This window comes from Phytopseudomonas flavescens (genome assembly GCF_900100535.1).
Lineage (GTDB): Bacteria > Pseudomonadota > Gammaproteobacteria > Pseudomonadales > Pseudomonadaceae > Aquipseudomonas > Aquipseudomonas flavescens.
Genome location: NZ_FNDG01000026.1, coordinates 43,763 through 62,829 on the forward strand (window position 1 = coordinate 43,763; position 19,067 = coordinate 62,829).

Sequence of the window (19,067 nt, forward strand, 5' to 3'; positions counted from 1 at the left end):
GTGGCCTTTCTGAGTATCTGGTTGCGGGAGCCGGATTTGAACCGACGACCTTCGGGTTATGAGCCCGACGAGCTACCAGACTGCTCCATCCCGCGGTCGCCATTCTATTCATCTGAGGCGGGCTGTCAACCTCTATCTCGGGAAAAACTGTTTTCCGTTCAAACAGTTAGCATTTCCTGCCAGGTGCTATCCACTATCCAGGCCCTGCCATGCGGGCTTTTCAGGCGGTTTCGCGCTGGTCGCGTGGACGATGGGGTGGGGCGATGAATGGGCAGTAACGGGCTGGAAGGCTGTTCTTATATACAGTAAGGTGCCTGTCTCTTCTTCGGCACGGCCCCGTGCGTGCCTGGCCGGCCCTCTCGTTTTCAGGTTTATGGCGCAGCGAAAGATCATCCATATCGACTGTGATGCGTTCTACGCCTCGGTGGAAATGCGCGACAACCCCAGCCTGGCCGACAAACCGATGGCCGTGGGCGGTTCCGCGGATCGGCGGGGAGTGATCGCCACCTGCAATTACGAGGCGCGGGCCTACGGAGTGCGCTCGGCCATGGCCTCGGGGCATGCACTGAAGCTATGCCCTGACCTGCTGATCGTCAAACCGCGTTTCGAGGTATACCGCGCGGTGTCCCGGGACATCCATGCGATCTTTCGTGACTACACCGACCAGATCGAGCCGCTGTCCCTGGACGAGGCCTTTCTCGACGTCTCCAACTGCGAGCACTTCGGCGGCAGCGCCACCCGTATCGCGCAAGACATTCGCCGCCGGGTATCCAGCGACCTGTACATCACCGTGTCGGCGGGTGTGGCGCCGAACAAGTTCCTGGCCAAGATCGCCAGCGACTGGCGCAAGCCCGACGGCATATTCGTGATTACCCCCGACCAGGTCGAGGACTTCGTCGCCGAGTTGCCGGTCACCAAGCTGCATGGTGTCGGCAAGGTGACCGCGGACAAGCTGACCCGCCTCGGCATACGCAACTGCAGTGACCTGCGCGAGTGGAACAAGCTGCGCCTGGCTCGCGAGTTCGGCAGTTTTGGCGAGCGCTTGTGGAGCCTGGCCCATGGCATCGACGAGCGCGTGGTACAGACGGACAGCCGCCGCCAGTCGATGAGTGTGGAAAACACCTACCATCAGGACCTGCCTGACCTGCATGCCTGCCTGGCGCAGCTACCGGCGCTGCTGGAAGAACTGGAACGGCGCATGACCCGCCTGGACGGCAGCTACCGGGTGGGCAAACCCTTCGTCAAGGTCAAGTTCCACGACTTCACCCAGACCACCCTCGAACAGGCTGGCGCCGCCCGTGATCTGGACAGCTATCGAGTCCTGCTCAGCAATGCCCATGCGCGCGGCAACCGCCCGGTGCGCCTGCTGGGCGTGGGCGTGCGGTTGCAGGATCTGCGTGGCAAGCACGAGCAACTGGATCTGTTCACGCCCGTGAGCGGCAATCAGGCAGAGTGACGCCAGACGTCCCCGTCCGCCCCTCGGTGCCAGCGCTGTTGAGGACGGATGATCTCCCAGTGGTCATCTGGCACGGCCGCAACCGCATTGCCGGCAATCGCCACGTCGGCCCCGGCACTTACTCGTCAGGCCACAGGCGGATCGGTTTGCCGCTGGCTGGCCACAGGCGCAGTTGCTCGATCGGCGATATATCCCAGCGCACGATGCTGCCCAGGCTCTGCAGGAAGCGGCTTTCCTGTTCCATCAGGGCTGGTGCGCACAGTTTGCGGGTACTGCCGGGCTCGCTGAAAGTCAGCGTATCGCCGTTACGCTGGTAACTGGCGAACCAGTGGTTGCAGCCGGCGTTGCCGTAGGCGCGGCCGTCGTCACCCAGGGTGAGGGTCAGGTGGCTGCTGTCGATCAGCGGGCGCTCGCCGATCCATTCGACGCGGTAGACGCGCTCGGTTTCCAGTTGCAGCGGTTTGCCGGCGCAGCCAGCGAGGGCAGCGGTCGCCAGGCCCAGAGCGAGAAGCGGTTTCATCAGGCCTCCCTGTTCAGGCACGCAGGGCACAGGTGTTTGTCCTGCTGTTTACGCCAGCCCAGCTCCACCAGGCGAGCATCGGCAGCGGGCGTCTGGGCCTTCTTGCCCAGCGCACTGTCGACGGCGAATTCGAAGTCCAGTTGCGTGCCGCAACCGTCACAGGTGACTTGCCAATTGAAAATCGACAACTCGCTGAAGGCCGGCCCGTGGGCGACCGCGACCCACTGGCCGGGTGGATTGATCAGGTGGCGGACCTTGTCGACATGCAGGCGCATGCTCAGGTCGCGGCTGCCCTTGAGGCTGACCACCAGGGTGTCGTTGCTCTTGATCGAACCGCCGTTGCCGGTGACCTGGTAACGGCCGGGCGACAGCGCGCGGCATTCGATCAGGGTGTGTTCGGGGTTGAGCAGGTTGTAGCGGAAATCGTGTTCGGCCATGGTTCCTCCGGGTGAGGAGGCATTCTAGCAGGACGCGATCGGCCAACGCGGCTCGCGCTGAAACGTCAGCAGATCCTACGCCGCGGGGAAGATTTCGCGCAGCGCCGCGCGGTAGAAGTCGAATGCCGCAATGGCGCCGCCGACCGCTTCTTCGCGTTGGGCCTCGGTCAGTTCCAGGCCGTCGAGCAGGGCGACGAACTGGCGCCAGTGCAGGCCGCGACCGTCCGGGTGGGCGGCCAGGTGACGGGCACCGTTGTGGGCGTCGAGGCCGATCTGCTGGGTTTCCTTGAACAGAAAGGCGGCGCCCAGGTTGGAGCCTTCACTGCAGTACAACCAGCCGATCGCCGCATACGGGCTGGTCGGTACCACCGCTGGCGGGGCCGGCGGCAGATCCAGCCCCAGGTCGGCGAGGTCTGCGCACACCGCTGCGAAGCGTGGCAGCTCACTCAGCCCCGGCAACAGGCGATTGAGCGCGATATCGTCGTACAGGGCATCGAGGGCACCATGGAAGCGATGCTGCAGGCGCAGGAAATAGCCATAGCGCAGCAGGTTCTCGAAGGGCCTGGCCTGCATGACCAGCGTGTCGACGCTGTCGTGGTTCCGGCTGGTGCCGGCTTTCAGGCGTTTGCTCAGGGGCAGTTGCGCAGCGGGTTGAGCGATGGCAGTCATCGTTGGGCTTCCGGTGAAAGGTTCTCAATGGCGTCGATGATGGCGACAACCCGTGGGCAGGACAATCCGCGAATCATTAAGAACGCTTAACCGGCCGTTCAGAACGCCGACTCGCGTATCAGGATGCTCAGCACCCGACGCCATGCCTGCAGCAATGGGCTGCGGGCATCGCCGCTGATCGAGGCATTGCCGCGCAGGGTGATCGGCAGCGTTTCGTGCTGGCTGTCCAGGGGGCGCAGTTGCACACGATACAGCGCCTGTTCGGGAATCGGTACGCGCTGCTCGTCCAGTTGCGCTGCCAGCGCGCCCTGATAGACCGACGCCAGTTCCGGGGCCGAGGTGAGCTGGCGCACGGCGGTCTGGCCGATATCCTCCACCTGCAGCGGACGACGCGGCCGACCCGGGTCTTCCGGCAGGAACCAGGCCTGAGCGCCCAACTGCAGGCGCTCGCGATCCGCTTCGCCGACGAAGGCTTCGACCCGTTCGCTGGCCGCGTTGGCGACGGTACCCAGCCATTCGCCGGCGGGCAGCCATTCGCCTTCGAGCAAGGGTTCGGCGCGATCCGCCAGCACGCCATCGAACGGCGCCTTGACCTGCAATTGCGCCATGCGCTCCTGCAGGGCAAGGCGCCGCTCCAGGGCCACCTTCAATTCCTCACGGGCGATCGACTGACGAAAGGCCCCTTCACTGGCGCGTACCTGCAGGCTGCTTTGCTGGCGCAGTTGCTCGATTTCCCGCTCCAGGCCGTGCAGGTCGTGCTGCAGTTGCGCCGAGTGCAGGCGGAACAGGGTCTGACCGGCTCGTACCGCTTCGCCGGGTGCCACTTCGATACGTTCCAGCCTGCCCTCCACCGGGGTGAGCAGAATCGCCTGTTGCTCCGCGCGCAACAGGGCCGGTGCCTCGATCCGGCTGCGCCAGGGCCAGGCCAGCAGAAACAGCGCGACCAGCAACACGCTGGCGGATATCAGGGTGTTGCGATTCATGCGGTAGTCCTTGCGGCGTTGCTGCCAGTGGCGCAGCTCGCCGATGATCGGGCGGAGGATGAAGTGCACGATCTCGACGATGAACAGCAGCACGCCGAGCAGCTTGAAGGCGAAGTGATAGACCAGCAGGGCGATGCCCAGGAACAGGAAGAAGCGATACACCCAGGTGGCGAACGCATAGCCGAGCAGCACGCGCCGCAGCGCCGGCTCGAAGTACTCGGGGGGTGCGTCGCCGAAGCCGAACAGGGTTTCGCGCAGGCGCCAGCGGGCCAGGGCGAAGGCGCGCTCCTGCAGATTGGGGACATCGAGCAGGTCGGAGAACAGGAAGTAGCCATCGAAGCGCATCAGCGGATTGAGGTTCACCGCCAGGGTGAGGATCCAGGTGGTGCCGGCGAGCATGAAGGCCGCGCTGCGCAGCATGCCATCGGGCAGGAAGCTCCAGGCCAGCGTTGCCCAGGCGGCCAGGCACAGTTCCACGCCCATGCCGGCGGCGCCGATGGCCATCCGTTGTCGCCGTGAGGTCAGGCGCCAGGCACCGCTGGCGTCGGTGTAGAGCACCGGCCACAGGACCAGAAAGGCCACGCCCATGGTCGGCACGCGGCAGCCGTAGCGTTTGCAGGTGTAGGCATGGCCGAATTCGTGGAGGATCTTGGTCAGGCTCAGCGTCACGCCGGCCAGCAGTGCACCTTCCAGGCTGAAGAAGTGCAGGAAGGTGTGTACGAAACTGTCCCACTGGCGCGCCGCCAGGTACAAGCCCAGCACGGCGGCGGCCAGGGTGGCGAGGGCGAAGCCGCGGCTGAACAACGGGGCGATGTGGCGATAGCTGCGCGACAGGAAGCGATCCGGGCGAAGCAGCGGAATGCGGATCGACAGGTAGTTGCTCAGCAGCCAGGCGCTCCAACTGCCGTTCCTGCCCGCTTCGCCGCGTTTGCGCAGATCGGCCAGGGCTGCGTCACCACTGACTTCGACCAGTTGCATGCTGCGCAGGAACTGGATGAAAGCGTCGACGTCCTGGCTGTCCAGGGCCAGGGTGGTTTCCTCGCTGACCGCTGCGGCGATGGCCTGGGCGCTACCCAGTTGCCAGCGGGAAAGGATTTCCGCCTCGGCCCAGCCGATGCGATAGAAGCGCCCACGGGCTGCGTCTTCCAGGGTCCAGCTTGGCGCACCGTCCCGCGAGCGCGGGCCCGGATGCAGGCGCAGGGTTCGGCGTAGCTCGGGCAGGCGTGGCGCTCGTTCGCTGGCGGGCAGGGCAAGGGGGGCGTTCATCTACCAGCCCAAATGGACGCGCAGCGCGGCCAGCGGACGGCGCAACAGGTAGTGAATCAGCAGGGTACGCTCGCCATACAGCTTGGCCGTGCCCTTGAGGCCGACGCGCAGGCGCGGGTCCGCTTCGCTGAAGCCCGCTTGCAGGCGGTAAGCCATGCCGCCGTCCGCGGTGGGGGAGGCCCGGTAGCCGTAGCGTTCGAGGCTGGCGGCAAGTGGGCTGCCCGGTTCGCTGTTGAGAAACAGCAGCACCTCGGCACCCGCCTGCAGGGCGATGGCATCCGCCACCGGCAGCTGGATTTCCAGGCGAGCGTCGTGGGGATCGGCGACCTGCATGATGCGCTCGCCGAGCGTCACGGGCCGGCCGGTCCAATCGCTGGGATCGTCGAAGATCGCCACGCCGTCGCGGGGAGCGAGGATCAGGCTGCGCTGCAGGTTGTCGTCGATGAAGGCCATATCGGCGCGGGCCTGGTCGCGACGGGTGACCAGTTCGGCCAGGGCGGCCTTGGCACGCTCGTCGAACAGCGCTTGCTGGCGGGTCTGGCGCAACTGGGCATCGGCCGCCGCGAGGGTTTGCCGGGCCGCCTCCATGCGGCTTTCCAGCTCGCGCCTGTCCAACTGCACCAGCGCTTCGCCACGTTTCACCACCTGGTTGGGCTGTACCAGGATGCGCTCGACCACGGCCTGCAGCGGCGCGCGCAGCACGGCGGGGTTGCGCGGCATGATTTCGGCGGGGGCGAGCACCGTCTGATGCACCGGTAGCAGCATGATCACCAGCGCCACGGCGGCAGCGATCAGCGCGATGCGCCGTGGACGCTTGCGCAGCCGGCCGGCCAGCGAGCGTTTCTTGCCGCCCCGCAGGCTGGCCCAGGCATGGCCGTAGGCATCCAGCAGCAGTTCCAGCAATGCCCGCTCCGGGCGTGCCAATGGGTGCTCGCGGCTCAGCAGCAGGCTGCCCAACGGGTGGCCGTCGCGGTCTTTCAGGGGCAGGCGCAGCAGCTTGGGCGACAGGTACTGCGCCCACTCGGCCTGCGCAACGCCGGGGGCGTCGACGGCGCTCAGGTCACGCAGCTCGGCTGCCCAGGGGCGAGTATCCCAGTCGGCACAGAGGTGGCCGAGAAACAGCACCAGCGGTGCGTTGGCTTCCACCTGGGCAAGCCCGGAGCAGGCGCTGATACGCCCTTTGTCGGCGTCCCACAGAAAGGCCTCCTGGTAGTCGAGCAACTGGCGGGTATCATTGACCATGAGGAAAGCCAGGCCGGCCACGTCGCGCTGGGCGCGGGCGCGACGTTCGAGCTGCAGCAACAGCGCCATCCGCTCGGCGCGTTGATCGGGCAGGGCGCGAACGGTGGCGTTCATGAACCGTCCGCCGGTGGCTGCAGCAGCGCGACGCCGCTCATGCCCGGAAGCAGCCCAGCGCTGTCGCCGGTGATGCGGGCGAATACCTTGAGCGATTGGCTGAGCGGGTCGATGACCGCGCCCAGCCGTTCGATGCGGGCGGGATAGCGTTGCCCGGTTTCATCCAGTTGCACCTCGAATTCGACGCCGGGCTCGAGCCAGGCCATCCAGGCCGAGGGGGCGATCAGCTCCAGTTGGTAGGCCGTGTCGTCGTAGATCGCCAGCAGCTCGGTGCCTTCGGCGACATGCTGGAAGCGCTGTACCATGCGTTGCGAGACGCGCCCGGCGAAGGGCGCATCCAGGTTGCAGCGTTTCAGCATGGCGCGGCCCACGCCGCTTTCCGCCTGGGCCACGGCCATGTCGGCCTGGGCCTGGGCGACCTCGGCCTGGCTGATGGACTCCAGGGCGTCGAGGCGCTTGGCGACGTCGAGCTTCTTCTGAGCGCCGCGTTGCACCGCTTCGCTGCGGTTGAGTTGGGCGCGCTGCACCGAACAGTCGAAAGCGGCCAGGCGCTGGCCTTCCTTGAAGCGATCGCCTTCCTTGACGGCCAGCTCGGTGAGCTTGCCGCCCAGCTCGCTGGAGAGCACCGTCTGGCGGATCGGGCTGAGCTGCACACGCAGTTCGTTACTCGCCTGCGCGGCATGGGCGAGGTTGGCTGCGGTGGCGATCAGGATGGCCAGCACGGAGGGCCAGAAGCGGTCTTTTGCAACGCACTTGTCAGCGGCCATTGACCTGCTCCACGGGAACCAGCTCGGCGCCGCGCAGCGAGCCGAGGCTCTCCCACATATCCAGGCGCAGGGTCTTCTGCGCTGCCTGGGATGGTGCGGTCTGGGCGGCCAAGGCGAGGCCGGGCGGCGCCGCGCTGGCCTGCGTAGCGCTGGCGTCCAGGCCCAGTTGCCGGGCGGCGGCGATACCGGCCGGAACCTGACCCTGGCCCTGGTTCAGGCGCATGGAATTGCCGGCGATGGCTTGAGTCAGCTCGGCGACGCTGCTGCCCGCGATGCGCTCGGGCAGCGGATCGAGGCCGGCGGCCTGGTAGACGGCGCCATGGGCCACCTGCAACTCGGCGAAGGCGCGGTCGCGGGTACGTGTGGCCAGCACCGTCTCGGTGGCCGTGCGAACCCGTTCCAGGCGGCTCTGGGCCTGGCTGGAGAAGGCGCTTTCGCTCTGCCGCAGGATGCCGCGCTGTACCTGTTGCAGTTCGTTGGAGCGGGCGAACACCTGGCTGGAACGCTCGTACTCGCGCCAGGCCACGTTGACCTGGGTGAGCACCGCCATGCGCATGGCCTGGCGGCGCAGTTCGGCGACCTGCAGGCGCGCGTCGCCGGTTTTCCTGATCGCCGGGTAGGCCAGTACGTTGAACAGGTTCCAGCTCACCTGCAGGCCGGCATCGGCCCAGTTGTCGTTGACCAGGTAGCTGTTGCTGTCGTAGTTGGCACCGACGAACAGGTTGGCCCCCGGCAGCAGCTTGAGCATGGCGGCGCGGGTTTCCAGCACGGCGTTGCGTGCCTGGTAGCTCTCGCTGCGGATCTCCGGGCGCTGGGTCATCGAGGTGACTTCCAGGTCGGCCAGGTTATAGGCCAGGGGCGGCTGGGCGTAGCTGGACTCGTTCGGCAGCACCAGGCTGAAGGCCGTCGCCGGCGGCAGGTTCATCAGGCTGGCCAGGCGCGCCTTGGACACCGCCAGCTCACCTTCCACCACTTCCAGCTGGCGGATCATTTCCAGCAGGCTCTTCTGGTAGCGCAGCGACTCCAGCGGCGCCACCAGGCGCTGGCGTTCGGTCTGCCGGGCCTGTTCCAGGGCACCGCGGGCATCGCTCAGCGCGCGCTGCAGCTCGGGCTGCAGGCGTTCGGCACTGGCGGCCTGCCAGTAGGCTTCGCGCACCTGCTGGACGATGTCGGCGACCACCTTGCGGCGCGCTTCCTCGGCAGCCAGCACCTTGTTGGCCTGGGCCTTGGCGCTGAAGTAGCTGACCCCGAAGTCGAGCACGTTCCACGACAGGCGCAGGCTGGCGTCGCGGCTGGAGCGGTCGCTGCTGGTCGAGGGCTCCAGGGACTGCTGGCCGCTGTTGACCGATTCGCTGGACGAGCCGGCGACGTTGTCGCGGCCCTTCCAACCCGCGCTCGCCGCCAGTTGCGGCAGCAGGCTGAGGTTGGCGACGCCCAGGCTGTGGTCCTCCAGGGCACGCTGCATCAGGCCCAGGCGTTGCTGCAGGTTGTACTTCACGGCGCGGGCCATGGCTTCGTCCAGGCCGATGGCGCGGGTCACCGGTTCCTGGCTGTCGAACATCGCGCTGCGGTCGCGTTGCGCCTCGGCCAGTTGCTGCTCGGGGGTTAGCGCTTCGGGGGTGACGGCACAGGCGCCGAGACCGAGCGCGGCGCAGGCGATGGCCGTGCGCAGGGTGAAACGGGTGAAGACGATGCGGTTCATTGGTCGATGATCCTTGGCAGTGTTCAGGCGATGTGGCGTGTGGTGACAGCGACCGGCTCCCCAGCCAGGTCACTCAATTGGTCGAGCAGGTCGAGTGCCTGGCTGAGCAAAGCGCTCGAGCTGTCCTGGCGCAGGCGCTCGGGCAGCGATTCGCCGGCGCTGTCGGCCGGCGCTGGCTGCGGCACGGACGAGTCGGTCGCGCCCGTGACGCCTTCGGCGCGGATCTCCAGCGCTGTGCGGCGTTCGCTGCCGTCGGCGTTGCGGCTGATCAGGGTCAGGCGCAGCACACCGTCACGTGGCAGGCGGTTGCCGTCGAGACGCAGTTCGCCGGTGCGCGCGTCGAAGCTCGCCCAGCTCGGCAGCGGCAGCCCGTTGGCCAGGGTGACGCGCTGCGGCGTGCTGCCGTCGGGCAGTTGGCTGGGCACGGCGAGGGTGATGCCGCGGGGCTCGGCGCTGCTCAGGTCGACGCTGGTGCGCAGGGTATCGCCCAGCAGCACGAACGCGCCGCTAGCGGGCAAGCTGTGGTCGCTGACGACGACCCGGTCGGCGCTGATCAGCTGTTGGCTGAGGGTGCCGCGTTCGGCCATCAGCACGCCATCGCCACGCAGCAGGCTCGCCGCCGTCGTGGTGGGGGCGGCCACGGTGTCGAGGCCGGGCCGTTCCTGCGCACTGGCGAACAGCGGCGCGTTCAATGCCCCGTCGGCCAAGCGCAGCGAGGGCAGGGCACGGGCCTGCGCCGGTGACTGTTCGCCGCGCTGCGGCAGCGGCAGCACACTATCGCGTCCGGGCGCGGTCACGGTCGCGTTGACGCGCAGGGTCAGGGTCAGACTGACGCTGGCGCCGTGCGGGTCGCTGGCGACCAGGGCAATGGTGTAAGGCTCCGCGCTCGCCGGCGCGATGCCGGACAGCGTGCGGGTGGCCGGATCGTAGCTCAGCCAGCCAGGTAACTCGCCTATCGCCCAGCTCAGCTCGGCATCGTTGGCATCGCTGAACAGCCTGTCCGGCAGATTGACGCTGTAGGCCTGGCCGCCTTTGGCGGGCGTCAGTTCATACTGGTCGTCTGCGACCGGCGCCGAGTTGACCACCTGCAGCGGCAACTGCAGGACGCTCTCCTGCCCGGCCCCATCGCGCACCGTCACGGTCAGGCTCAGGCTGCCGACATCCCGTGGCGCGGTTCCCGACAGGATGCCCGTGGCCGGGTCGAAGCTCATGCCGCCGGGCAGGCCGCTGACGCTGTAGCTCAGGGCCTGGCCTTCGGGATCGCGGAACAGGTCGGCCGGCAGGCGCACCTGGTAGGGCTTGCCCGCCTCGGCCTGGGCCAGGCCGAAGCCGCTGTAGTCGTCGTTGAACAGCGGCGGCTGGTTCGGCGGCAGCAGGGTGATGTCGAGGGTCTGGCTGTTGCTGGTGCGGGCGTCGGTGGCATCGCCATCGTCGAACACCAGGGTGAGCTGGCGGGTGACCGCCTGGGTGATCCCGGAGGCATCGGTGGTGTAGGTCAACTGGCGCACCAGCGCCGTGGCGTCGGCGCGGGTCAGCGCCGCGCTGAAGGTCAGCGTGGCGACGCCATCGCGCTGCTCCAGGGTGGCCACGACCACGCCGTCGCGCAGCACGCGGCTGCCGTCCAGGCTGTAGCCGTTGCCGGCCTGCAGGGCGAAACGGTCACCGGCAGCGCCGGTGATGGTCAGGCTGGCCCCCTGGTAGTTGTCGGCGGCATCCAGCTCGGCATCGCTGAGGGTGATGGCCGGGCCGATCAGCACCGGCGTGCTGCTGCCGGACTCGAGGCGCGGAGCCGGCAGCGGACCCGAGCCGACGACACTGGCGCCGCTACCCAGGACCAGCACGCCGTCGGCGGTGACCAGCAACTGGTCGGCACCGGCGATGGTCTCGCTGCCCTTGAGTGCGCCGCTGGCGGTGAGGTAGCGCTGCAGGGTGCCGTCCTGCAGGGTCACGAACAGCGCCTGGGCATCTGCGGAGAGGGCGATGTCACGGATACCGGCACTGCTGTCGAAGCCACCCAGATGGCTCAGCGTGCCGCTCGTGGGGTCCAGGCGGAAGGCGTCGATGCGGGTGTCGCTGGCAACATAGACCAGGCTGCCATCGGCGCTGACGGCGAGGTTCTGCAAGCCGCTGAGTTGCGCCTCGCCTGCTCGCGAGTAACCCAGCAGGGCCAGGCCACCCTCGCTGTCGCGCTGGTAGACGATCAGCGAGGAGCCATTGCCCGCGCTGGTGACCACCAACACCAGGTCGCCACGGCTGACGATCTCGGTCGGCGCCCACAGGTTGGGCGCTCCCCACATGTCGCCACCCAGGCTGGCGACGTAGGTCAGTGCGCCGCTGCCGGTGTCGCGGCTGAAGTAGGCCAGTTGCCCGGCGTTGCTGTTGATCAGGTAGAGGTGGCGGCCGTCCTCGGACAGGGCGATACCGGTCATGCCGTAGAGGTTGCCGCCATCCACGGCATAGTCACTGAGCAGCGTGGCCTGCAGGGTCAGGTTGCCGCTGGCGTCGGCGTCGAACCAGAGGATCGCGTTGCCGTCGGCGCGCAGGGCATAGAGGCTCTTGCCATCGGCGCTGAGCTGCAACTGGGCCAGGCCGCCCGTGCCATCGCCCGTGGCGAGGCTGGCGACGAAGCGCAGCTCAGCGCTTCCGTCTGCCCGGCTGAACAGGGCCACGCGGCCCTGGGCGTCGGCGATATAGACGCGGCTGCCGTCGCTGGAGATCGCCGAGGCGGTGGGTGCGGCCAGGCCGTACTGGCCCAGGTCGAGGTCCTGCACGCGATCCAGGTCGGCCATCGACAGGCCGGGATCGAGGCCGAGCACCGGCGCGTCGTTGATCGCCTCGATGGCGATGGTCGTCGACACCGCCGGCGCCGCGAGACCACGCTGGTCGGTCAGGACGATGCGCACGGCGACCTGCGCCGGCGGCGCATCGCTGGCGTTGGCGTAGCTGACCTGGCGCAGCACGTTCTGCGCATCGGCGGTGGTCGGCACCTGGCCGGCGGCGTCGCTGAAGCGGATGGTCATCACCCCGTCGGCAACGCTGAGCGTGCCGATCACCTTGCCGTCCTTGACCAGGTCGCTGCCGCTCAGGCTCAGGCCGTTGCCGTCCTGGAAGCCGAGTACATGCGCCGCGCTGCTGCCTTCGCCGAGGCTGATGGTCAGGACTGCGCCGTGGTAGTTGCCGGCACCGCCGTTGAAGGCGTCCATCTGCGTGTCGGCGAGGGTGGCCGCGGGCGCGATCAGTACCGCGGCGGCCTGCTCGGTGTAGTCGACGCTGGCCGCGGTGCCCCCCAACGATGGCGCGGTGTTGGGCGACAGGGCCGGGGCCAGGGTCACGCTGGCCTGGCTGCCGGCGGTGCCGGTGTCGCTGCCGCCGCCACTGTCCTTGACGCTCAGGCTGATGCTGCGGGTGCCGCTGAGGTCGTCGCCGGCGTTGCTGTAGGTGAGGCTGTCCACCACCTGCGCGGCGCGCTCGGCGTCGCCGTTGATGTACAGCACCAGCAGGGTCTTACCGTCCTCCACGCGCACTTGGTACTGCTGCCCGCTGGCGCTGGTCTGCACGCCGCTGGGCACGCCGTCGAGGGCGATACGGCCACCTTCCACGCCAATGATGTCGCCAGTGGCGGCGGGCTCCAGGGTGAGGATCAGCTGCCAGACGCTTTGCCCGGATTCGATCAGGTCGATCTGCGTGTTGTCGAACAGCCGGACTGCCTCGCTTTCGGCGTTGTAGGTCGGCTGCAGGGCGTCGGTGCTCACCTCGGGGGCGTCGTTGACCGCGTCCACGGCCACCTCGACGGTGGTGCTGTCGCTGTAGCCATCGCCATCGTTCAGGGTCAGGCGCAGGCTGGCGACGCCGGCCGGGTCGCGGCTGTCGTTGCGGTAGCTGATGCTGCGCAGCACGTTCTGCGCATCGCTGGTGCCCAGGCTGGCGATGAAGGTGAGGGTCAGGCGGCCGCCGTCCTGCACGAAGCTGGCGATCGCCCGGCCATCGAGCAGGACCTGGCCGTCCACCAGGCTCAGGCCGTTGCCGGCGAGCAGGCCGAAGACGTCCTCGGTTTGGGCGCCGTCGGCCCGTTCGACGATGATGCTGGCGCCGTCGTAGTCGCCCAGGCCGCCACCGAGCGCGTCGAGTTGCGGGTCGGCCAGGGTGCCGCCGGGCAGAATCGCCACCGCCTGGCCGCCTTCGCCGAAGGTCATGGCCTGTGGCCTGAGGTCGAGTACCAGCAAGCCTTCGCTGCCGAAGTTGCCGGTCAGGTACAGTTGCGTGCCATCGGCGCCGAGGCTGGCGCTGCGCACCTCGCTGAACGGCACCTCGCGGCTGCCCCAGGGTTGCAGCGCACCGGCCCCGTCGATCTGCACGAGCTGGCTCAGGCTACCATCGGCAGCCCGCGCATACAGGCCGATGCGGTTTTCGCCGACCACCAGCAGGGCGCTGCCATCCGTCGAGACGATCAGTTGCCGAACGCTGCCGCCCAACTCGAGGCTGCCGGCGTTGCGCGTCAGTTGGCCGTTGTCGCCGACGCTCAGGCTGTACAGGCTTTCGCCATCGGCCACGTACAGGCTCTTGCCGTCCGGGCTCAGGCCCAGGGCGTTGGCGTAATGTTCGTCGGCACCGCCGGCCAGGTGCCCGACCAGCGTCAGGCTGCCGTCGCCGGCAATCCCGAACACGCTGACCAGGGTGCTGCCGCCCGAGGCCGCGGCGAACAGGAAGCTGCCGTCCGGCGAGGTCTGCAGCGCGGTGTAGCCGACCGTCTCGCCGGCCTGCTGGCGTGCCAGTTCGCTCCAGCCATCGGCGCTGCGCTGGAACACGCCGAGGCCCTGCTGGCTGGTCACGTAGACGGTGTCGCCCTGCACCAGGACGTCGTTGACCAGGGCACCGCCGGTGTCGAGATGGCCCGCCAGGCTGAGGCTGCCGTCCTGCGCATCGCGGCCGAACAGCAGCACGCTGCCCGTGTCGCTGGTCAGGAACAGGGTGGCGCCGTCGCCCGACAGGCCAAGGCCGCTGGTGCCGGTATCCAGGCCGTTGTCAGCGCTGGCGGCGAGCGTGTCGCGCAGGCTCAGGGTGCCATCGGCGGCCCGCTGGAACACATACAGCGTGCTCAGCGGCACCTCGCTGCCGGTGCCGCTGCTCTCGTCGTACACCCATTCACTGGTGCTGCGCAGCACGTATACCAGGTCGTCCACGCTGACCACGCCGTTGATCCCCGCATAGGGGTTGGGCCAATCGCCGGACTGGACCAGCTCGGCCAGCTCCAGGGCGCCGACCTCGGCGCCGAGTTCGGGGCTTTCGCGGCTCACCGTGACCGTGGCGGCGATGGCCGTGACGCTACGGTCGCTGCCGCCATTGGCGGTGCCGCCGTTGTCCTGCACGGCGCTCAGGGTCACGCTGCGCTGGCCCAGGGTGGCAGCCGCCGAATCATCGTGGGCATAGCGCAGACCGTCGACCAGGGCGGCAGCAGCGCTACCTTCGATGCCGCTGGCATGGCTGAGTTGCAGGGTGACGCCTGCGTCGCTGACGGTGACGCTGTAGGTCAGCCCGCTGGCGGTGGAACCGCTGCCCTCGACCAGGGCGATGCGGGTGCCGTCCACCACCAGGGCTTCGCTGGCGCCATCGTGCAGGCCGGTCACGCTGAAGGTCAGGCCGATGATCGACTGGCTGGCTTCCACGGCGGAGATGACGGTGTCGCTGAACAGCGCGGCAGCGGTCTTGCCCGGCTCCTGCACGCTGGCCAGCGGCGCTGCGGTAGCGGTGGGCGCGTCGTTCAGCGCCGCCACCGTGACGATCAGCGCGCGGCTGCTGGTGCCACTCTTGAAATCATCCTGCACGGTCAGCTTCAGTTCGATGCTCGACGGCGGGTCGTTGCTGACGTTGGCGTAGGCGATCTGCCGCAGCACCTGGTTGGCGACCGCAGTGCTGGTCTCGGCGACGAAGGTCAGGGTCAGCGTGCCGGCGCTGCTGGAGAAGGTGGCGATGGTGGCACCGTCGAGCTGGATGGCGTCGCCGACCCGCGCCAGGCCATTGCCGGTGCTGAAGTCGAAGCGGTCGTCGGCACTGGCGCCAGCGGCCCGTACCAGGCTGATGACCGCGCCCTGGTAATTGCCGGTGCCATTGGCCAGGGCATCGAGTTCGAGGTCGGCGATGCTCAGGTTGGCGGCCGGGTGGATGGACTCCGCCTGGCCTTCGCTGTAGTCCAGTTGCGCGGCGTCGGAGATGCTGATCAGGCCCAGGCCGGCCTTGGTGAAGAAACCGCCGGCGTACAGCGAGTTGCCATCCGCCGAGACGGCGATGCGGTAGCTGCGGTAGTCCGAATTGGTCACGCTCTTGACGTAGACCGGCTTGCCGTCCGCGCCGATGCTGTAGATCCGTACGCCGCCGGTGTTGTTGCCGACGAACAGGGTGCTGCCGTCGGCCGACAGTGCCACGCCCCATGCCTGGCCGCCGGTGGCGCTGCTCTGCACGGCGCTGAGGCTGTTGCCGGTGCGGTCGTAGTGGAAGGTCAGCAGGTTGCCGGTGGTGCCGCTGGCGACGTACAGATAGCCGCTGTCGGACACGGCCAGACCGCGGGAGAAATTGGTCAGGCCATTGCCGCTGATGTCGGTGGCCCGGGTCAGGCCGCCGTTGCCATCGGCCTGGTAGATGATCAGCCGGCTACCGCCGAGCACGTAGACCGTCCCCTGGGCATCGGTGGCGATGGCCGAGGCGGTGTTGAAGGTGCTGTCGGTGATGACCGTGGCATTGGCCAGCGCGCCATCGGCGTCACGGCCGAACACCAGCAGGGTATTGCCGGCGATGCCGTACAGCGCGCTGCCGTCCGCCGCCATGACCAGTTGCTTGACCTGGGTCGCGCCGGCATCGGCGCTTTGCCCGGTGGCGCTGAGGGTGCCGTCGGCGCCGACCGCGAACACGCTGACCTGGTAATTGCCCCCGGCGCCCTGCTGGCCGACCAGATACAGCTGCGTACCGTCGCTGGAGTAGACGGCCGACGTCGCACCGTTGAGGCCGTCCACCTCGATGCCGTTGCTGGCGTCGCCATCGTCCACGGTGCCCTGGACGAAGCGCTGCTGCAGGGTCAGCACACCGGACTCGGGATCGCGGCTGTAGACGTTCAGCGAGCTGCCGCCACCCGGCGCGATGGCATGGCCGGCGCTGCCGTTGCCGACCACCAGCACGCTGCGGCCATCGGCCGAGACCTGGATGCTGTAGACGTATTCGCTGTAGCCACTGAGCCCGCTGTTGGCGGTATAGACCAGGGTGCTGCTGTCCACCGAGAGGGTCGGTGCGCTGTTGTCCGCCTCGGCCTGTGAGATCACCCGCAGGGTGATCGGGGCCGTGGCCGTGAGCCCGCCCGCGTCGGTCACGCTGACCGTGACGGCATAGTCGCCGGTCTGGCTGGTGGTCCCGGAAATGCTGCGTGTCACCGGGTCGAAGGTCAGTCCTGGCGGCAGGTCGCTCAGCGCCCAGCTGAGGCTGTCGCCGTAGGTCTGGTCCTGGTCGCTGAACAAGGCTGCGTCCAGCGTGATGCTGCTACTGCCGACGGTGATCAGCAGCGTGTCGCTGGCGGCGGCGTTGTGCTCGGGCGCGCGGTTGCCGATCTGCTCGACCTGCAGTTGCAGGTCGAGGCTGGCGCTGGTGCCCGAGGTATCGGTGGCCGTGACGGTCAGGGTATGGCTGCCCACGTCGGTGGTGCTGCCTGAAACCATCCGGGTCAGCGGATCGAAGACCAGGCCGGCCGGCAAGCCGTCGACGCGCCAGGTCAGGCGGTCGCCATCGGCGTCGTCGAACAGGCTGGCGGGCAGCTCCACCCGGTAGTCCGTCTCACTGGTCACCAGCGGTGGCGTGTAGCCGGCGGCGTCGGCCTGCGGCGCCGTGTTGACCCGTAGCAGGACATTGTGGCTGGAGCTGCTCAACTGACCGTCGCCGATCACCACGGCCAGGGTCACCAGGGTGCCGGTGGCGGTACCCGGCGCGGCGCTGTAGGTCAGTTGCTGCAGTACCCGGTTGGCCACCGCCTTGCTGGTGTCGGCGCTGAAGGCCACCGCGAGCCTGCCATCCTGGCCGACCACGAAGCGGGCGATGACCGTGCCGTCGAGAGTGAGGGCGTCGCCCGAGCGGGCCAGGCCGTTGCCGTCGACGAAGCCGAAGGTGCCGCCAGCGCTGCTGGACACGACGCTGAGGCTGGCACCGTTGTAGTTGCCCGCACCGTCGCCGAGCACATCCAGGTTGGCGTCGCGCAGCGAGAGGGTGCTGGCGAATACCGTGGCGCTGCCCTGGGTCAGGCTCTGCACCCGGGTGTAGCGGGTCAGGTCGCTGCCGGCCAGCAGCAGGGAACCGCCAGCGCTCACGGAAAGGTCGCTGGCGGGCGTGCTGCCACTCTGGCTGGCGCTCAGCGCCAGGCTGCCGTTGGCCGCGACGGCGTAGACGTTGAGCCTGCCATCCGCGCCCAGGGCATACAGGGTGGTGCCATCCGCCGCCATGGCCAGGCTGGTGACGTCGCTCATCGACACGCTGCCGACCCGGCTCAGTTCACCGTCGGCGTAGCGCAGGATGGCGATGACGTCCTTGCCCGGGTCGCCGATGTACAGGTACTGGCCGTCCGCCGAGAGGGCCAGCGAATCGCTGGCGCTGGCCGCACTCAGCTCGGTCAGGGTCAGGGTGGTGAGCTGGACCAGCTTGCCGTCGCTGCCATGCTGGTACACCGCCAGGCTCGGCGCGCTGTTGAGGCCGACCCCCGTGTAGAGAATGAACACCCGGTCGGCGCTGGTGATGATCAGGCCGCCACGGCTGTTGCCGGTCTCGATGGCGCGGGTGAAGTAGCTCAACTCGCCCGTGCTGGTGTCGCGCCGGTAGACCACCACATCGTTGTTGGCGGTACCGGCGTACAGGTAGCTGCCATCGGCGGAGATCGCCAGGCCGCCGTTGATCTCGCCGTTCTGCGAGGAGACGGCGACGGCGGATGCGATGCGGCCGTCGGCGTCGAGGCGCAGGTCGATCACCTCGGTGTTGCCCGAGACGCTGTACAGCGACTTGCCGTCGGCGCTCGCCACCAGGTGGGCGATGCTGCCCAGGGCACTGTTCTGGTAGCTCTGCAGGTGACTGAGGGCGCCGTCGGCGCCGACCGCGAACACCTGGATGCCGTTGCTGCCGGCCAGGTAGGCGAACGCGCCGTTGGCCGAATAGGCCACTTCCAGGTCGCTGCCCAGGCCCAGTTCCTCGGCGCTGAACGTCTCCCGGCCTTCGAGGCTGCCGTTGTCGCTGAGCACCGGTGCCACGTTGATGCGGTTGTCCAGGGTCACGCTGGCGCCGATGGCGCTCAGGTCGGCGCTTTCGCCGCCACTGTCGCTCAGGCTGCGCAGGGTCACCTCGACGGTGCCGCTTTCCACGCTCTTGTCCAGCACCCGGTAGGCCATGCCGTCGATCAGGCTGGCCACGTCGCTGGCATCGCCGGCCGCCGAGGCGATGCTGACGGTGATGGTGGTGCTGCCGGCGCTGACCGCGACCTGGTACTGGTAGCCGGTGTCGCGGGTGAGCGCGGACTCGCTGCTCTGCAACAGGATCTGCGTGCCGTCGATCACCAGGGCCTGGTTGCTGCCGCTGGTGTCGAGGTGGATCACCAGTTCCTGCAACGGTTCGCCGTTGCCGTCGAGCTGGACCTGGACGTTGTCGAACAGGTCGATGTCGGCGAACTGGGTGGTGCCGTCGTCGATGGTCAGCGTGGCGCTGTTGGGCGTGGCCGCGACACCGGGCGCGCTGGCGCTGGCGTCCACCGCTGCGGCGACGTCCGCCGCCGTGGCGAGCGCCGCGGCATCGAGCAGGATGCGCGGTTCTAAGGCCAGGGCCAGGGGGCTGCGCTTGGCGCGAGGGCGGGCAGGGGGATGCAGGGGCATGGCGGTATCCTGTCGGGTGGGTGGACGGCG

Annotated in this window: 9 protein-coding genes and 1 tRNA gene; 1 reads left to right on the forward strand and 9 read right to left on the reverse strand. The window is 68.4% G+C overall.

Translation table 11 applies throughout. The annotated features are described in order from the left end of the window. Window positions 1-18 precede the first annotated feature (18 nt). Window positions 19-95, reverse strand: a tRNA-Met gene (locus BLR94_RS24285). 278 nt (window positions 96-373) lie between these two features. Between BLR94_RS24285 and dinB the strand changes: the two genes are divergently transcribed. Beyond that, window positions 374-1,456, forward strand: coding sequence for a DNA polymerase IV (gene dinB, locus BLR94_RS24290; protein ID WP_084308552.1), 1,083 nt, complete (start codon window positions 374-376; stop codon window positions 1,454-1,456). A 118-nt stretch (window positions 1,457-1,574) separates the two neighbouring features. Here the strand turns inward: dinB and BLR94_RS24295 are convergent, their stop codons facing one another. From BLR94_RS24295 to BLR94_RS24330, 8 genes are all read right to left on the reverse strand, one after another. Beyond that, entirely contained in the window at window positions 1,575-1,976 is a 402-nt protein-coding gene (locus BLR94_RS24295) for an META domain-containing protein (protein WP_084308553.1), read from the reverse strand. Then, window positions 1,976-2,413 carry a hypothetical protein gene (locus tag BLR94_RS24300; RefSeq protein ID WP_084308554.1) on the reverse strand — a complete coding sequence of 146 codons (438 nt, stop codon included), beginning with the start codon at window positions 2,411-2,413 and terminating at the stop codon, window positions 1,976-1,978. Before BLR94_RS24300 ends, BLR94_RS24295 begins: the two co-directional genes overlap by 1 nt. A 75-nt stretch (window positions 2,414-2,488) precedes the next feature. Continuing rightward, window positions 2,489-3,082 carry a biliverdin-producing heme oxygenase gene (locus BLR94_RS24305; RefSeq protein WP_084308555.1) on the reverse strand — a complete coding sequence of 198 codons (594 nt, stop codon included), beginning with the start codon at window positions 3,080-3,082 and terminating at the stop codon, window positions 2,489-2,491. 98 nt (window positions 3,083-3,180) lie between these two features. Further along, entirely contained in the window at window positions 3,181-5,331 is a 2,151-nt protein-coding gene (locus tag BLR94_RS24310) for an HlyD family efflux transporter periplasmic adaptor subunit (RefSeq protein ID WP_084308556.1), read from the reverse strand. Next, the gene (locus tag BLR94_RS24315; RefSeq protein ID WP_084308557.1) at window positions 5,332-6,687 is read right to left on the reverse strand and encodes an efflux RND transporter periplasmic adaptor subunit; all 1,356 of its coding nucleotides are present in this window, start codon (window positions 6,685-6,687) and stop codon (window positions 5,332-5,334) included. Further along, on the reverse strand, window positions 6,684-7,454 hold the full coding sequence (locus BLR94_RS24320; RefSeq protein WP_084308558.1) for an efflux RND transporter periplasmic adaptor subunit: 771 nt from the start codon (window positions 7,452-7,454) through the stop codon (window positions 6,684-6,686). The genes BLR94_RS24315 and BLR94_RS24320 overlap by 4 nt, the downstream gene beginning before the upstream one ends. Further along, the gene (locus tag BLR94_RS24325; RefSeq protein WP_084308559.1) at window positions 7,444-9,156 is read right to left on the reverse strand and encodes a TolC family protein; all 1,713 of its coding nucleotides are present in this window, start codon (window positions 9,154-9,156) and stop codon (window positions 7,444-7,446) included. The genes BLR94_RS24320 and BLR94_RS24325 overlap by 11 nt, the downstream gene beginning before the upstream one ends. 23 nt (window positions 9,157-9,179) lie before the next feature. Next, window positions 9,180-19,037 carry a putative Ig domain-containing protein gene (locus tag BLR94_RS24330; protein ID WP_084308560.1) on the reverse strand — a complete coding sequence of 3,286 codons (9,858 nt, stop codon included), beginning with the start codon at window positions 19,035-19,037 and terminating at the stop codon, window positions 9,180-9,182. Window positions 19,038-19,067: the final 30 nt, after the last annotated feature.

Bases quoted from the DNA above. Each gene is read 5' to 3' on its own strand.
- BLR94_RS24310 (WP_084308556.1), bottom strand. From the start codon at position 5,331: ATGAACGCCCCCCTTGCCCTGCCCGCCAGCGAACGAGCGCCACGCCTG.
- dinB (WP_084308552.1), top strand. From the start codon at position 374: ATGGCGCAGCGAAAGATCATCCATATCGACTGTGATGCGTTCTACGCC.
- BLR94_RS24330 (WP_084308560.1), bottom strand. From the start codon at position 19,037: ATGCCCCTGCATCCCCCTGCCCGCCCTCGCGCCAAGCGCAGCCCCCTG.
- BLR94_RS24300 (WP_084308554.1), bottom strand. From the start codon at position 2,413: ATGGCCGAACACGATTTCCGCTACAACCTGCTCAACCCCGAACACACC.
- BLR94_RS24305 (WP_084308555.1), bottom strand. From the start codon at position 3,082: ATGACTGCCATCGCTCAACCCGCTGCGCAACTGCCCCTGAGCAAACGC.
- BLR94_RS24325 (WP_084308559.1), bottom strand. From the start codon at position 9,156: ATGAACCGCATCGTCTTCACCCGTTTCACCCTGCGCACGGCCATCGCC.
- BLR94_RS24295 (WP_084308553.1), bottom strand. From the start codon at position 1,976: ATGAAACCGCTTCTCGCTCTGGGCCTGGCGACCGCTGCCCTCGCTGGC.
- BLR94_RS24320 (WP_084308558.1), bottom strand. From the start codon at position 7,454: ATGGCCGCTGACAAGTGCGTTGCAAAAGACCGCTTCTGGCCCTCCGTG.
- BLR94_RS24315 (WP_084308557.1), bottom strand. From the start codon at position 6,687: ATGAACGCCACCGTTCGCGCCCTGCCCGATCAACGCGCCGAGCGGATG.